This is a genomic window from Methylobacillus methanolivorans (genome assembly GCF_054588515.1).
In genome coordinates this window covers 1,018,238-1,032,889 of record NZ_BAAILT010000002.1, presented here as the reverse complement: position 1 = coordinate 1,032,889, position 14,652 = coordinate 1,018,238, and the positions used below count along the sequence as shown (strand labels likewise).

Here is a 14,652-nt window from a genome sequence, read left to right as displayed (position 1 = left end):
AAGACCATGGAAATACGCTATTCACAAAGATTAAGCCTGGCTTATGCCTTGTGCCTCAATGAGGCCCGCACCAATGCAGGCGAGCCACCTAGTACCAATCTGGAAGATTACGATGCGCTGGAAGCCTCGACCTACCTGGCCTGTTACATCACTTTCCGAGCGATCAAACAGGCGGGGCGCTCGCCAGCCGATGAGCGCGTGGAAAACTTCGACATGCTGGCGGTTTATCAGGCATATGCCATGCTGGTGTATACCTACCTGACACTCCCGTTGGGTGACGAAGGCATAGAACCAGATTACAAAGCGTCTGCCATCACCATTGCCCGATCATTGTTCGCCGAGCTGGAAAATGAAGAGCTGGCCGAAATTATCGAATCCGGCAACCATAAATATCAGCTCATCGGCGATGCCGAAGCGGAACACTGGATGAATTACCGCCAAGATGTTGAGAAAGTGCTGATGGCATTTGTGATCGCCGCGACGGATGAAGAAGCGCCATTCGACAAGGAAGAATTGGTACCGATGCTGGGGGCGTTGCTTAGTATGCTGTGTGAGGCGTTTGCGAGTGAGTAGGTGTAGGTCATCTTTAGTTTGGCCTATTTATGAAAGTTAATAGAAAATAACTATGGGAACAAACATTCGTTTATATGCTTACCTCAACATCAACAATCCACTAGTGGCATGGGAAGTGGCAATTGGACGCATCAAATCAAGTTGCGACATAAACAGCTACACATATGGAACATCAGTCTGGATGTATTCGCATCTCCGTCGTCTCGCACTTGATGGGAGTGATGGGCGTTTTCTCAATGAGTTGAAGCTTGAGCAAGTTCGTCAGCAAGTAGCAAGAGGGTCTGTTTCTCGGCTTACAGGTGTGTACTTTTTTGAAAGCGAAGCTGATGCACATGCTGCTGTTGAGCGTTGGAAAATCCCTGACAAGAAGAAATACATATCGCCAGTTGATTTTTCCGCAAACCATTTAACTCGAGTTGACTCAGAATGGATCACTTCTTATTTGACCTCCAAGGAGACCGATTGGATGGAGAGATATTGGTTAGGCGAAACGCTAGGCGTTCGTCCATTAACGGAAGTGCTTGCAAGCGGCATTGGGGCTGTGCGCAACAAAGAACTGCGTAGTCAAGCTTGCGAGTTTATATACAGGCATCACACAGCGTCAACTCCACTACTATCAATGGCGTGCTGTGGTTTTGCAGAGGGCGTTTCGGAAGAGATAGCAATAGTGAAACCACATCTATCCGTTAACGATGATGTGCTACACGGCACCCACTTTATCGACATCCGGGACTTAAGCCTTCACAAGGCTAAGCTTGTACAAGTCATGGAGGAATGCCACAAACGTGGAGAGGTTTTGCCAATGGTTGTACCTGATGATGGAGAAACATTCTTTAGAGTACCGGATCTCTCAAATTTAGATTTCAAGCTCGAATCGCCCTTGGTGGCGGAGTTGTTCACGTCTATTCATGATATAAGCATTCGGTCAAGTGAGTGTACCCTAAGCGGATTTAATTCATTCGTTCGTTAGCTAATCAAGCAACCAAATTAAGTGGATTTAGCGATCAACATTGATAAGACCGTTTAAAGGTACTATTATCAATGTTATTAAATAGACCTTGGAATAATCATGTCCAACTTGATATTAGCCGAAACTACTGCCAGCATTTCCGAACTAAAAAAGAATCCCATGGGTACTGTTGCTGCTGGGGAAGGGTTCCCAGTGGCGATTCTCAATCGGAATGCTCCTGCCTTTTACTGCGTTCCTGCGAAGGCTTACGAGGCCTTGCTTGAGAAGCTCGAAGATATGGAGCTGAATGCCATTGCGGATGCTCGTGAAGGACAGCCTGTCATCAGGGTTCAGCTTGATGAGATTTGAGCTTGGTTTTCTGGAAGAGGCTTTAAAGGAGTGGAGTAAGCTGGACAACAACACTCGCGAGCAATTCAAGGCCAAGCTTGCGGAACGGTTAGAGAATCCGCGTGTGCCTGCTGCCAAGTTAAGTGGTCAGAAAGACCGTTACAAGATCAAGCTGCGTAGTGTGGGCTATAGGCTTGTGTATGAGGTCCGTGACAATGAGCTGATTGTTATTGTGGTGGCCGTTGGCAAGCGTGAGCGGAACGCGGTATATAAGGCTGCGGTAAAGCGTTAGCGAGGCAGGAACAATAGCGAGGAATGAAACTAAAGGCACTTTTAAAGGTGCCTTTAATGTTTTTAAGCTTAATCAGGCTGCCAAACTCAGAGCGCTCGTATTGCTTGTGCTATCACTACTGCCATAGGCTGCAATCAATTGCCCAATCTGTCGGTTGATGCTGTTATCTTCTGATGGTTTGGCTTGATTGCCTTCATTCTGACGCTGATATTCCATGGCTTCCTTGGCACTCACTTTGCCATCTTGGTTGGTATCCGCTGCTTCAAAGTTGGCGGCGATGGTGCTCATTAGGCTGGATAGTTGGCTATCATCTGTGCTGGAGGCAATGCTTTCCAGTTCGTCTTGGGTATAGCCTTCATCCTCTTCTTCGCCTTGTGGCGGAGGAGGCGGTGGCATACCGCCTTGCACGCGTGAGTTGTTGAACTGGCTGTTCAGTTCGCTCAGCAGGTTGCTGATGCCGCTGCTGAGTTCTGATTCCGTCAGTTTGCCATCGCTGTCGCTATCCAGCGAGCTGAACAATTCATCAGTATTGCTGCTGTCATCGTTGCCATTGATCTTGCTTAGGGCCGATTGCAGGTCTGCTTGCTCAATATATCCTTTGTTGCTGGTATCCAGCTTGCTGAAAATCGAGCTGGCTATCTGGGACGCACTTCCCGAAATACTACTGATCATGTTGTTCTCCTGGTTGTTGGTGTTCTCAGCAGGGCAGTTGCCCTGCTCATGGAGTTGCTAACGGATATGATGCGCCCAAGTTTTGCCTGTGAGGTGTAAAGCCGGGTAAAGCTATGTAAACCCTACATCTGCTTGAGTATTGGCTCCCTGGGACGGTTTTCCCATGACTTGCTGGCTGGTAGTGGGGGGTGCTCTGGACGAGCCTCGGGGCGTGGTTTGTCTAGCTCGCGTTTTTCATCAAGCTTGATGAGTTGTTCTGTTGTGAGCAGGGCGCGAATGCGTGATTCGGTGTTGATACGAGAGAAGATAGCCTCGCCTTGAGCGCGTGCTAGCTCTGTGCTCAATTGCCTTGCTTTCTTTTCATCGAAGCTAGGGGCGGCGACAAGCTTGTCGATTTCTTCGCGCAACTTGCGTTGTTGCTTGAAGTTGTTACGTATTGCAGGTGCTTCTGCATGCAGGATGTAAAAGATTTTATCTTCTTGGGTCTCGCTCAATCCCAATGCAGCGAGATGAGGCGGCAAGCCAAATCCAGGGGTTTCCTGCACAAGTCCTGGGCCTGCTTTCGGTGGTGCGTCCTCTGGATGTGGGGGCTCTGCGTTTACCCAGGTGCTAGATAGCGTTAATACACTGGTGATCAGGATACGGACTAGGGTGTGGTGGGTGTTCATGTTCTTTCCTTTCTCTCAGGCACAATAATGACGAAACATGTGAGCGGAAATTTTGCTGCTGGCTGGTGTTAATTGCCGTTAACTGCGGGTAAAGATAGGTAAATTTGCCATCTGGGGCATGTCGTGTTGAGGGGTGAATGGTTATGATATGGCTGCATAAACAGTGTTCAGAATTCTTATGACAAAAGTACTTTTGATTGATGATGATGTGGAGTTGGTTAACCTGATCAGGGAATACCTGATGCAAGAAGGGTTTGACGTGGAGTGTGCCCATGACGGCGAAACCGGCATCATCTATGCAGAAACATTATCGCCGTCCTTGATTGTGTTGGATGTCATGATGCCTAAACTCAACGGCATAGAGGTATTGCGACGCATCCGAGCTTCCAGCAATGTCCCGGTCTTGATGTTGACCGCAAAAGGTGACGATGAACATCGTATTGTTGGGCTTGAGTTAGGTGCGGATGACTATGTGCCTAAACCATGTACCCCACGCGAGCTGATCGCCCGCATTCGGGCTATCTTGCGACGCATCGTACCAGTCACTGAGCAGACGCAGGCCGAGATCAATGTCGGCCCGCTTGCGTTATGGCCGGAGCGACGTCTGGTGGAGTGGGAGGGGCAGCCTGTTAACCTCACGAGCACCGAGTTCAATTTGCTGGAAGTACTGGTCAGGCAGGCAGGTCGTGTCGTCAGCAAGAGCGATCTTTCTACGCTGGGTTTGGGGCGACCATTGTCACGCTTTGACCGCACGATAGACGTTCACCTGAGCAGCATACGTCAGAAGCTGGGTACGCTCGCTGATGGTCGTCAATGTATCCAGACCGTGTATCGTATGGGTTACCAATTGATCAAAGAGTAGCCATGGGGCGTTTGTTCTGGAAGTTCTTTTTCTTCTTTTTCTTTGCGCAGATGACTTCCATTATTGGTGTCAGTCTGTTTTTCTGGGTTTCTGCGCAACAGCAAGCCAATGAACGACATGCTAATGAGCAGTTGCGCAGCGGCCCAATGGAAATGGCCTTGCTGGAAGCGGCGCATAGTGCATTGCAGCATGGTGGCGAGCCTGCTTTATCGGCGTTGCTGCATCAGTGGTCTGATAAGCATATGCCCCAGGTGTATGCGGTCAAGGAAAATGGGCAGGAGGTGTTGGCGCGCTCCCTCCCGGATGACATGGAAGATATCCTGCATGCAGGGCGCGGCGTGCTGACAGTGCATGGCAGTGATGGTCAGGCAATCAGGCTTTTCACGCTAGAGCGTCGCTCCGTCGGTCCAGGGTTTGGTGGGCCGATGCCTGGTCCGCAAGCGATGGAGGGAAGGCGTCTTCCAGGCGAGCCTAATGGCATGGGGCCACCTCCACCCAGGCCGGTGGGGCCGATTTTTCCCTGGACACCTGTGTGGGCTGGCCTGATTGCCAGCCTGGTATTTGCGGCCTTGCTGGCTTGGTATGTCTCAAAGCCGATCAAGGAGTTGCGCAAGGCATTTGCCCGCGTGGCGGGCGGTAATCTTGAAGATAAGGTGAGCCCCGCCATGGGTAAGCGCCGCGATGAGCTGGCTGATCTAGGCCGCAGTTTTGACCGGATGACGAGCCAGTTGTACTTGTTGATGCAAGGCCAAAAGCGCCTGCTGCATTATGTGTCACATGAAATGCGCTCACCATTGGCACGGCTACAAATGGGCATAGGCCTGGCTAAGCAAAGCCCCGAACGACGCGCAGATAGCCTGGATCGCATTGAGGTTGAGTCCATGCGCATGGATAAGCTGTTAGGCGAGGTGTTGGAGCTATCCCGACTGGAATCGGGTGTGATGGCCGTCAAGAAGGAGAAAATCATGATCAGTGAGCTCCTGGAAGTGGCGGTAGAAGATGCGCGGTTTGAGGCCTCGGCCAAGCATGTGACTATTCAGAGCCGTATTGGGGCGGATGCAGAAATAGAGGCACAGCCTGATATCTTGTACCGGGCATTGGAGAACGTGCTGCGCAATGCCATTAAATACAGTCCTGACTATGGTGAGGTAACCCTGGAAACCCAACGCCGGGACAATTGGCTGGTGGTGCAGATTTTAGATCGTGGTACGGGCATTCCTGAATCAGAACTGACTCATATCTTCCAGCCTTTTTATCGCGCCGATAGTGCTGGCAGCGTGACCGGGCATGGGTTGGGGCTGGCAATTACCAAGCAGGTGCTGGATTTGCATGGCGGCAGGATCACGCTGCAAAACCGTCAGGGCGGCGGCTTGCTGGTCGAAGTTGCGTTACCTATGGCTGGGTGAGGTCTTCACTTGCTGTGGGTAGCAGGGTATTGAATAGCTGCCGATAAGCCTGAATGCCTTGTGCCAATGGATAGTGTGCCAGAATCGTCTGGCGCGCAGCATTGCGTATCTCCTGCAATTGGTTCGGCGAGGCATATACCTGATCAATGGCATCTGCTAGTTCCGTGGCGCAAAAGAAATCTACCAACAGCCCATTTTTCCCATGCTCGATCACTTCCTCCACAGGCGCGGTACGTGAGCCTATCACCAGGCAGCCTGCTGACATGGCTTCCAGCATGGACCAAGACAGCACGAAGGGCACGGTGAGGTAGATATGTGCTGAGGAAACTTGCAGTACCCGCAAATATTGCTGATAGGGCAGTTTACCGAGGAAATGTACGCGGTTCATATCCAGCCCTTGTACTTCTTGCAGCAGCCTGGCCCTGTAGGTTTCGCCTGGTGGCAACTTGCGGCCATAACTTACCTCGTCCCCACCCACAATCAAGATATGGCAGTTAGGCCTACGCTTGAGGATTTCTGGCAATGCGCGCATGAAGACATGAAAGCCGCGATAGGGCTCGAGATTGCGCGACACATAGGTGATGACTTCGTCCTTGCGCGTTAATTTCAGGCCGGAACCTAGTTGTACCCATGCTGTGGAGTCAGGCTGGGCAGCCTCGGTATTAATGCCTTCATGGATAAGGCGGATTTTCCCCTGATATTCAGCGGGATATAAACTGCGCTGCCATGAGGTGGGGCTGATGCCCATATCAGCGGCATGCAGCGAGAGCAGATTCGTGATGTTCTTGGTGCGGATGCGCAGTAGATCATCCAGCGTGAGCGGATATTCAGGGTCGAAGCCGGCATCGGCGCCTGTTGTTTGGTAAAAAAACTCGAAGAATGTGACCAACGGTACGTCGGGGTAGATGTCCTTGAGGTAAATCGCTTCGCCCCAGCCCATGTGGGCGACGATGATGTCGGGCTGGTAGCCTTTTTCCTTTAGGTGCAGCAGCGCCCTGGCAACACTTTGTCCTCTAATGACATGCTCTTCTACCGGGGCGAGATAGGGGTGTACGCCAGGCGTGCCGTTGCGCGCGGGGGTATATTCTATGCGCTGCACGCCCTGCATGCCGGGTGCATGGGCCTCGCATAGACTCAATACTTGATGCTTGCCTTCATCGATCAGGGATTGGGTGATATGGCGGAACTGCCCGGGAAAATTCTGATGAATGAAGAGAATGTTCATGTTTCAGCCTTCGAGGAAGTCGCCATCGACATACCACCATTGTCCTTGTTCACGGACAAAGCGGCTGTGCTCGTGCAGTTTTTCTGCCTTGCCATTTACCTTGTAGTGGGCGATGAACTCGACACTGGCATTGCTATTGTCGAGTTGTTTATCGTGCAGGACTTTGAGCCCCAGCCATTTCAGCGGTGGCGCGTTCGCGTCATCCTGCAATGAAGCCGGGCGGGTGGAAGCGTGCCAGGTTTGCAGGAGGTAATCCGTCAATCCCAGCACATAGGCTGCATAGCGAGCGCGCATGAGCGCTGTGGCATCGGGCGCTGCCTGCCCAGAGTGCCAGCGCTGACAGCATGCTGCGTAAGGCGCTCCGCTATCACAAGGGCAGGTGACGCTGCTCGGTTTCATTCTGCTTAGAAAATCTCGCGCGTTTCGAGGAACTCGATGTCCGGATAGCGCTCTTGCGCCATTTGCAGGTTGACGCGATTGGGCGCGAGGTAGACATACTCTTCGTTACCATCCAGGGCGACGTTGAAGCCATACTTATCCGCAATTGCCTTGAGATCGGCATCTGACCCGCGCAACCAGCGCGCAGTGGCGCAATCGTAACTTTCAAATGCGACGTCTACGCTATATTCATGTTCCAAGCGGTGAGCAACGACGTCGAACTGCAACAGGCCGATGGCGCCCAGGATGAGATCGTTGGACAACAAGGGACGGAACAACTGCGAAGCGCCTTCTTCAGCCAATTGCTTGAGGCCGATCTGCAATTGTTTCATCTTCATCGGGTTCTTGATGCGTGCACGGCGGAAATATTCCGGCGCGAACGAGGGGATGCCGATGAACTTGAGGTTTTCACCCTCAGTGAAAGTATCGCCTAACTTCACCGTGCCATGGTTGGGGATGCCGATAATATCGCCGGAATAGGCCTCGTCCATGGTGGTTCTATCTTGTGCCATGAAAGTGATGGCGTTGTTTACTGATAAAGTTTTGCCACTGGCAACCTGCTTGATCTTCATGCCGCGCTCGAATCGACCTGAGCAGATGCGCAGGAAGGCAATACGGTCACGGTGCTTGGGGTCCATATTGGCCTGGATCTTGAACACGAAGCCGGAGAATTTATCTTCGGTAGGCGGTACCTCGCGGCTGGCGGTCTTGCGTGACAATGGCGCAGGTGAGAGTTCAACGACGGCGTCCAGCAACGATTGCACACCAAAGTTGTTGATGGCCGAGCCAAAGAACACGGGAGTTTGCTTGCCATCAAGATAAGCTTGTTTGTCGAAGGCATTGGAGGCACCGCGCACTAACTCTACATCAATGCGTAGTTCTTCAGCCTGCGAGCCGATGAGTTCATCCAGGCGTCGGTTGTCCAGGCCTTGGATAATTTCTGCGGTGCCCTTTTCAGCATGCGGGTCGAAAAAGCTGATGGTGTCGTTGTATAGGTGGTACACGCCTCGGAAGCTCTTGCCCATGCCGATCGGCCAGGTCATGGGCGCGCATTGCATGCCCAGCGTGGATTCGATTTCATCCAGGAGCTCGATTGGTGCGCGTGACTCGCGATCCAGCTTGTTGATGAAGGTGAGGATGGGCGTATCGCGCATGCGGCAGACATTGAGTAACTTGATGGTCTGGGCTTCTACACCGTTGACCGAGTCGATCACCATCACGGCTGAGTCCACTGCGGTGAGTGTGCGATAAGTATCTTCCGAGAAGTCATCGTGACCGGGGGTGTCGAGCAGGTTGATCATGTGTTCGCGGTAGGGAAACTGCATGACCGAAGAGGTCACGGAAATACCGCGCTGCTTTTCCAGCTCCATCCAGTCCGAGGTGGCATGGCGTGCGGCCTTGCGGCCACGTACCTCACCGGCGACCTGAATGGCGCCGCCGAACCAGAGCAGCTTCTCGGTAAGCGTGGTTTTACCCGCATCCGGGTGGGAAATGATCGCAAAAGTGCGCCGACGCTGGATTTCTGAAGTGAAACTGGACATATCTACCGTGAACGATGAGCAAAAACGAGCATTTTACCTTGTTTGTGAATATGACTATCGCTTAATTGTCGTGAGGGATTTGACCTGAAGTAAGGAATAAAGAAGAATATTGCAAAAATAGTAATACTCATCACTAGTATTTGATGAGGACTGTGCTTGAAGGTAGGCCTTTGTTATATCCCTATGTGAAATGTCATATCGACATGCCTGCGGGTTTCCTATAATGCTTGATAACAAACAGAGGCAGGGCAGGATGACGCACAATAATAATCAACTGGCTCCAGACGTTTTATCGCGCTTAAAGCAAGCGACGGGCTTCCTGCATGCCCAGCTAGACCAGCAGTTACCGCTGGCGAACCCTTTGGCCAAGGAGTGCGATTACCTTCAACATATCCATCTGTTTTATCAATGGCTGGTTGCCATTCAGGAGACACTGATCCACCAAGCACACTTGCCACAAGATTACCTTGACCAGAACCAACAGTCGCTGACTTGGCTGGCAGAGGATATGCAGGTCGCAGGCATGGCGTTACCGCACTCTTATCTATCATTTTCCCTCACACCTGACCATGCTGCCGCTTGGGGTGTGCAATATGTCATTGAAGGCTCCTATTTGGGAGCCAGTGAGTTGTTTAAGCGTTTTGCCGAGCTCCGCTCAATACGTTGCCCGATGAAGTTCTTTCGTGAACGCAGCCAGGGCAGTGCTTTACGCTGCAAGCAATTCAGGCAGGATATTGCGACCGTGGTGAACTCGGAGCAAGACATCGTGAGTGCTGAGCAAGCCGCAAGGCAGGCATTTGAGCATTTTCTGCTGCTCATGAGTGATGCTCCACAGGATCAATATGAGTCTAGCCAGCGTTACGCTTGATAATTGCAGCCAGGAACCGATTCATATTCCCGGCTTGATCCAGTCGCATGGGGTCTTGCTGGCTTTTGACCTCGATGCACGGCTGATGCATTGCAGCATGGGTGCGGATGCCGTGCTTGGCACACTGCCGGAACTAGGGCAGGTGTTGCAGGCCAACCATATGACGCTGGCTCCCAAGGCCAATGCTGAAGTTTCCGCTTGCTTGCGAGATGTATCTGCAGGCTATGGCTTGATGCATACGCATGAGGTGACGATTCAGGGCAAGCTATTTGATTTGGTATTGCATGGCTATCAGGGTTTGGTGATTGCCGAGTTCGAGTTAAGGCTGGGCGAGGACCAGCATATCAATATCTATTCCTCCAAGGCACAGCAGGCGATTAGTGCCATCAAGTGCCAGACGACGATTAACGGTTTACTCAATGCCGCGGCAGAGGAGTTTCGCAAGCTGACCGGTTTTGACCGCGTGATGGCTTATCGTTTTAGGCACGATGATAGTGGTGAGATCGTCGCTGAAGCCAAGCGTGCCGACTTGGATAGTTTGGTGGGGCGTCGTTATCCTGCTAGTGATATTCCGGCGCAAGCCAGGCGTTTATATATTGAAAATACCCTGCGTCTGATTGTGGATGTCAATGCGCAGGCGGTGCCTGTGCTCAAGGCAACAGATACCAAGCCGCTGGATATGAGCCGTAGCGTGCTACGCAGCGTTTCCCCGATTCATATTGAGTATCTGCAAAATATGGGGGTTGGTGCCTCCATGAGTGTCTCGATTGTGTTGAACGGAAAGCTCTGGGGCATGATGGCCTGTCATCACATGTCGGCCCATCAGGTGCCTTATTCGATAAGGATGGCGTGTGATGTGCTGTGCCATATTCTCGCCAGTGATATCCAACAGTTGGAGACTCGGCTGAGCGCAGAGCGACAGGTTGCAGCTGCCAGCCAGCGGGCAGCCTTGGTGCTTAAGATGATGGAGTCGGATGATATTTTTTCGGCGTTATTCTCGGGTATTGCGGCGATTCGCGAATTGATTCCTTGCGATGCCATGATGATGACACATGGCGGCAAGTTGCATGTGTCGGAGGCTACGCCCCCAGCTTTGGTCAAGCATTTATTGCAATGGTTGAATGATGAGTTGAGTAACCGTGATTTCTACCATGCTGAAAAACTGGATGATCTACCTGCCGAGTTGGTGCCGCACATGGGCGGATTTTGCGGCCTGCTGGCGTTCAATATCGACAAGGTCAACCAGAGTTGGCTAATTCTACTGCGCTTGGAGCAGGTGCATACCATTAGTTGGGGTGGCAAGCCGGAAAAAATCTATCAACCTGGCCCACTAGGCCCCAGGCTGACGCCGCGTGGCTCGTTCGATGAATGGAAGGAAACCGTCAAAGGACAGGCCGAGCCGTGGAGCCGGGCTGATCTTACCGATGCGCGCGATTTGCAGCATGACCTGCTTAAAGTCTGCAATACGCGCAATGCTGAAACCGAACGTATGCGTTCCCAGTTGATGGCGGTACTAGGGCATGATTTACGCGACCCCTTGAATTCAATCAGCATGGCTGCGCAAATGATGGAAATGCAGTCTGGTACTTCACGCATGAGCGCGCGCATTAAGAGTTCTAGCGGGCGCATGCAGCGCCTAGTGAACCAAGTGCTGGATATGGCCCGCTTGCAGACTGGGCTGGGACTGAACCTGGGATTTGCCGAGACGGATGTCTCTGCGCTATTGCAGGATCTAGTGGAAGAAAACCTCACGGCTTATCCTGATGTACATATCAAGACCGAGATTGCCAGTGGTGTATTGGCGAGCTTGGATTCTGATCGTGTGGCGCAGGTGATTGCCAACCTGATCAGCAATGCCCGGCATCATGGTGAGCCGGGGTGCGAGGTGATGGTCAAGCTCTGGACTGAGCATGGCCTGCTACGCATGACTGTACATAATGCTGGTGGGCCGATTGAAGCAGAGTTGGTGGAGGTCTTGTTCAACCCTTTCAAGCGTCATGGTATGTCCAGCGTGCGTAACCGCAATGGCTTGGGCTTGGGCCTGTATATTGCGCATGAGATTGTGAAAGGTCATCAAGGAGAGATTCGCTATGACTATGTGGATGGCGAAATTGTGTTCAGTGTTGCACTGCCAATGTGGCAGGCTTAAAGGGGAAAAGCGTTGACGACAGAAGGACGGCGCGCATTGATCGTAGAGGATTACCAGGCTGCAGCGGAAACCTTCAAGGAATTGCTGGAGATGCTGGGGCATGAGGCTGATTATGTCACCCAAGGGGCTGACGTGGAGCCGGCATTGGCGAGCAAGCGCTATGATGTGGTGTTCATGGACATCAACCTGCCAGATATTCCAGGATTAACCTTGGTTAATCACTTGCGGGAACGCTTGCAGCAAGAGCATATGCCAAGCTTTGTTGCATTCACGGGGTTTGCGGCAGCAGATGTTGTGGGAGCCGATACTATATTTGATGCCTACCTGGAAAAACCGCTAGACTTGCCTAGCCTAGAGCGGGTGTTGCAATCACTGTCATGAGCAGCGAAAACGCACAATATTGGCAGTTGGCAGGTATACAGCATGCGATTTTCATGCGTATCTTTCCTAGCCTGCGCCATGGGCTGGTGGGGCCAATCTCGATCGCACGGATGAGTACCAGCATTGTCCGCAAGCTATTGACCAAGGAGGGGCAGCCTGGCATTGCGGAACAAGTTGCCCGCATTGACCAGCAATTACAAGAGGCAGTGTTGGCGATACGTGCACTGCAATCATGGGAGCCTGCTGCCAACGAGTTGGCCAACCCGCTTGACCTCATCCAGCAAGGCTTGCAGATCATGACCACGCCTTTTGCCATGAGCCAAATAGAGGTGAGTTTGGCGAATGATTGGGCAAGCTCATTGTCCCCAACCCCAGTTGCGCAACGCGCTTTTTTATATGCTTGGTTGGGTGTGTTGTGCCATTGCCAGGACAGCATCAGAGGCCAGGCCGTATTGAGCATTACAGCAAGTCCGTCCCCAGCAAATCAAGAGCTCGTTGTTACTTTACCTGAGACTGTTACTACTGATCATGCTCCCGCTATTGATGCCTCTGGTTTGTTGATCGACCAAGAGGCTTTGCATATGCTGGCCCAGCATGCCGGATGGACGATGCAATACGGTCACCGGCAATTATCTTTCACATGGGCTTAGCCTTAACACAATAACGGTCGTTGCTTGACCGGCGCGTGATAATAATCCGTCAGGCTTGCCAGCATATGTTCGTCATAGATCGTGAGCGCATTATTGCGGATACTGTGCAGCCCTAGTTGCTCCAGCTTACGCAAGGTCTTGTTCGTGTGCGCGAGCGATAACCCTAATGCATCTGCAATTTCCTGTTGGGTAAGGGGAAATGGAATCGTCTTGCCCGGGGTGGGGTAGATGGCTTTGTAGCGTTTGTAAAGGTGGAGTAGCAGCATTGCGACTTTTTCCAGCCCACTTCTCGCCCCAACATTGATGAGGTTGTCATCAACAATTTGCTCTTCTTGGGCGCATAGCCATGTGATGTCATAGGCCAGCGCTGGGTGATGCTCGTAAAGCTGCCACAGTTTCTGTCTATCCAGTTCGCATAGGGTGACAGGCGTCAATGCCTGTACACTGCTGCTGCTATTGTCGAGCAGGTTCTGCTGCAAGCCAATGAGATCGCCGGGAAACAGGAAATTCAGAATCTGCCGGTTACCATTTTTCAGCGTGCGATGACGATATGCCCAGCCATCCAGCAAAGTGTAAAGCTGAGAAGTGGTCGCACCCTCCTGCACAATGATCTTGCCTGCAGGTAAGGTGACTTGGCGTAGCTTGAGTTGCTCGATAAAGGCAATTTCGTCTGGCTCGTGATCCTTAAAGCTTTTTTGTTGGCGTAGGTAGGTGGTGAGATCATCCATGTGGCTTCCTTATTGTGTTTATATGCTGTCCGGCTGCTTGGTCAACGTCATGGTCGGGTGTAGCTATAGATAACTGATGGCTGGCGGTAGTTCCCTTGTGGGGCGGGTAGGTGTGCCAAGCTGGGTTGAGTGGGATATAAGCTAATGGAGGCTAGCCATGAGGCAATGCCTCTATGCCCAAACGCTGGTTGGCAGGCACGGCAATATCTATCGACTCTGGCTTGGGTAAGTCCAAGGCGTTCATGATAGCGATGAATGCCTCGCGGCTCTTGCCTGCCAATCGTGGGTTAATGGCTTTCTCCTGACCAATGCAACTCACGCGATGGCCTTTGTAGTCGTGACCCGGATATACCAAGGTTTCATCCGACAGCGTAAACAACTGCTGGGTAATGCTATCGTAAAGTGTTCCGGGGTTACCGCCCTGAAAGTCTGTCCTGCCACAACCATTGATGAGCAGTGCATCTCCTGTGAAGACGCGATCAGCCAACAAATAACTGACGCTGCCCAAGGTGTGTCCTGGAGTAGCCAATACTTTGATAGGGGTGTTTCCCAACGTAAGCTGGTCGCCATCTCGAAGCTGCAAATCAGCCGCCAGTGCATTGCAGCGGCTACCAATGCCAGTCAACGTATTCGTTTTTTCACGCAACATCCCGCTGGCAGTAATGTGGTCTGCATGCACATGGGTTTCTAGCGAGTATTTGAGTACCAGCCCATATTGATCGAGCAATTGCAGGTAATGCTCCAGGGCCGAGTCCACTGGATCAATCAACAATGCTTCCTTGCTGGATGAGTCCCCTAGCAGATAGGTATAAGTTGAAGATGCATCATCGAACAGTTGCTTGAAAATCATGAGTTTCCCTTCTTGCAGTGACAGTATTGATGCCTTCTTACGATGCTCCCAC

Annotated in this window: 17 protein-coding genes; 10 read left to right on the top strand and 7 right to left on the bottom strand. The window is 51.9% G+C overall.

Going from position 1 to position 14,652, the window contains the following annotated elements:
• Positions 1-6 precede the first annotated feature (6 nt).
• The 4 genes from LG202_RS06135 (at position 7) to LG202_RS06120 (ending at position 2,162) form a co-directional block, all read left to right on the top strand.
• Complete coding sequence (locus LG202_RS06135) at positions 7-573, top strand: hypothetical protein (protein ID WP_230347517.1); 567 nt, start codon at positions 7-9, stop codon at positions 571-573.
• A 52-nt stretch (positions 574-625) separates the two neighbouring features.
• A complete protein-coding gene (locus tag LG202_RS06130; RefSeq protein WP_230347516.1) occupies positions 626-1,543 on the top strand; it encodes a hypothetical protein in 918 nt (305 codons plus the stop codon).
• Between the two features lie 99 nt (positions 1,544-1,642).
• Positions 1,643-1,891, top strand: coding sequence for a type II toxin-antitoxin system Phd/YefM family antitoxin (locus LG202_RS06125; RefSeq protein WP_230347515.1), 249 nt, complete (start codon positions 1,643-1,645; stop codon positions 1,889-1,891).
• Entirely contained in the window at positions 1,881-2,162 is a 282-nt protein-coding gene (locus tag LG202_RS06120; RefSeq protein ID WP_230347514.1) for a type II toxin-antitoxin system RelE family toxin, read from the top strand. The genes LG202_RS06125 and LG202_RS06120 overlap by 11 nt, the downstream gene beginning before the upstream one ends.
• 72 nt (positions 2,163-2,234) lie before the next feature.
• On the opposite strand, the gene LG202_RS06115 is transcribed toward LG202_RS06120, so the two are convergent.
• Together LG202_RS06115 and LG202_RS06110 are read right to left on the bottom strand one after the other, a co-directional pair.
• A complete protein-coding gene (locus LG202_RS06115; RefSeq protein ID WP_230347513.1) occupies positions 2,235-2,834 on the bottom strand; it encodes an EF-hand domain-containing protein in 600 nt (199 codons plus the stop codon).
• A 122-nt stretch (positions 2,835-2,956) separates the two neighbouring features.
• Positions 2,957-3,502: a Spy/CpxP family protein refolding chaperone gene (locus LG202_RS06110; RefSeq protein ID WP_230347512.1), complete on the bottom strand. Its 546-nt coding sequence runs from the start codon at positions 3,500-3,502 to the stop codon at positions 2,957-2,959.
• 178 nt (positions 3,503-3,680) lie between these two features.
• Between LG202_RS06110 and LG202_RS06105 the strand changes: the two genes are divergently transcribed.
• Positions 3,681-4,364: a response regulator transcription factor gene (locus tag LG202_RS06105; protein WP_230347511.1), complete on the top strand. Its 684-nt coding sequence runs from the start codon at positions 3,681-3,683 to the stop codon at positions 4,362-4,364.
• Positions 4,365-4,366: 2 nt separating this feature from the next.
• Complete coding sequence (locus LG202_RS06100; protein ID WP_230347510.1) at positions 4,367-5,770, top strand: sensor histidine kinase; 1,404 nt, start codon at positions 4,367-4,369, stop codon at positions 5,768-5,770.
• Here the strand turns inward: LG202_RS06100 and LG202_RS06095 are convergent.
• The 3 genes from LG202_RS06095 to LG202_RS06085 are packed head-to-tail and all read right to left on the bottom strand — an operon-like array spanning position 5,757 to position 8,974.
• On the bottom strand, positions 5,757-6,995 hold the full coding sequence (locus tag LG202_RS06095) for a glycosyltransferase family 4 protein (protein WP_230347509.1): 1,239 nt from the start codon (positions 6,993-6,995) through the stop codon (positions 5,757-5,759). The genes LG202_RS06100 and LG202_RS06095 overlap by 14 nt on opposite strands.
• Positions 6,996-6,998: 3 nt before the next feature.
• On the bottom strand, positions 6,999-7,394 hold the full coding sequence (locus tag LG202_RS06090) for a YchJ family metal-binding protein (protein WP_230347508.1): 396 nt from the start codon (positions 7,392-7,394) through the stop codon (positions 6,999-7,001).
• Positions 7,395-7,399: 5 nt separating this feature from the next.
• Positions 7,400-8,974 (bottom strand): peptide chain release factor 3, encoded by a 1,575-nt coding sequence (locus LG202_RS06085; RefSeq protein ID WP_230347507.1) that lies wholly within the window; start codon positions 8,972-8,974, stop codon positions 7,400-7,402.
• 253 nt (positions 8,975-9,227) lie between these two features.
• On the opposite strand from LG202_RS06085, the gene LG202_RS06080 reads away from it, so the two are divergent.
• From LG202_RS06080 to LG202_RS06065, 4 genes are read left to right on the top strand one after another with little or no spacing between them, the layout of a single operon-like run.
• Positions 9,228-9,842, top strand: coding sequence for a biliverdin-producing heme oxygenase (locus tag LG202_RS06080; RefSeq protein WP_230347506.1), 615 nt, complete (start codon positions 9,228-9,230; stop codon positions 9,840-9,842).
• A complete protein-coding gene (locus LG202_RS06075; protein ID WP_230347505.1) occupies positions 9,817-11,991 on the top strand; it encodes an ATP-binding protein in 2,175 nt (724 codons plus the stop codon). Before LG202_RS06080 ends, LG202_RS06075 begins: the two co-directional genes overlap by 26 nt.
• Before the next feature lie 12 nt (positions 11,992-12,003).
• Positions 12,004-12,372 (top strand): response regulator, encoded by a 369-nt coding sequence (locus tag LG202_RS06070; protein WP_230347504.1) that lies wholly within the window; start codon positions 12,004-12,006, stop codon positions 12,370-12,372.
• Positions 12,369-13,022, top strand: coding sequence for a hypothetical protein (locus tag LG202_RS06065; protein WP_230347503.1), 654 nt, complete (start codon positions 12,369-12,371; stop codon positions 13,020-13,022). Before LG202_RS06070 ends, LG202_RS06065 begins: the two co-directional genes overlap by 4 nt.
• A 2-nt stretch (positions 13,023-13,024) precedes the next feature.
• On the opposite strand, the gene LG202_RS06060 is transcribed toward LG202_RS06065, so the two are convergent.
• Both LG202_RS06060 and LG202_RS06055 read right to left on the bottom strand, forming a co-directional pair.
• Positions 13,025-13,750, bottom strand: coding sequence for a Crp/Fnr family transcriptional regulator (locus LG202_RS06060; protein ID WP_230347502.1), 726 nt, complete (start codon positions 13,748-13,750; stop codon positions 13,025-13,027).
• 151 nt (positions 13,751-13,901) lie between these two features.
• Positions 13,902-14,597 carry an MBL fold metallo-hydrolase gene (locus tag LG202_RS06055; protein ID WP_459724659.1) on the bottom strand — a complete coding sequence of 232 codons (696 nt, stop codon included), beginning with the start codon at positions 14,595-14,597 and terminating at the stop codon, positions 13,902-13,904.
• Positions 14,598-14,652 lie beyond the last annotated feature (55 nt).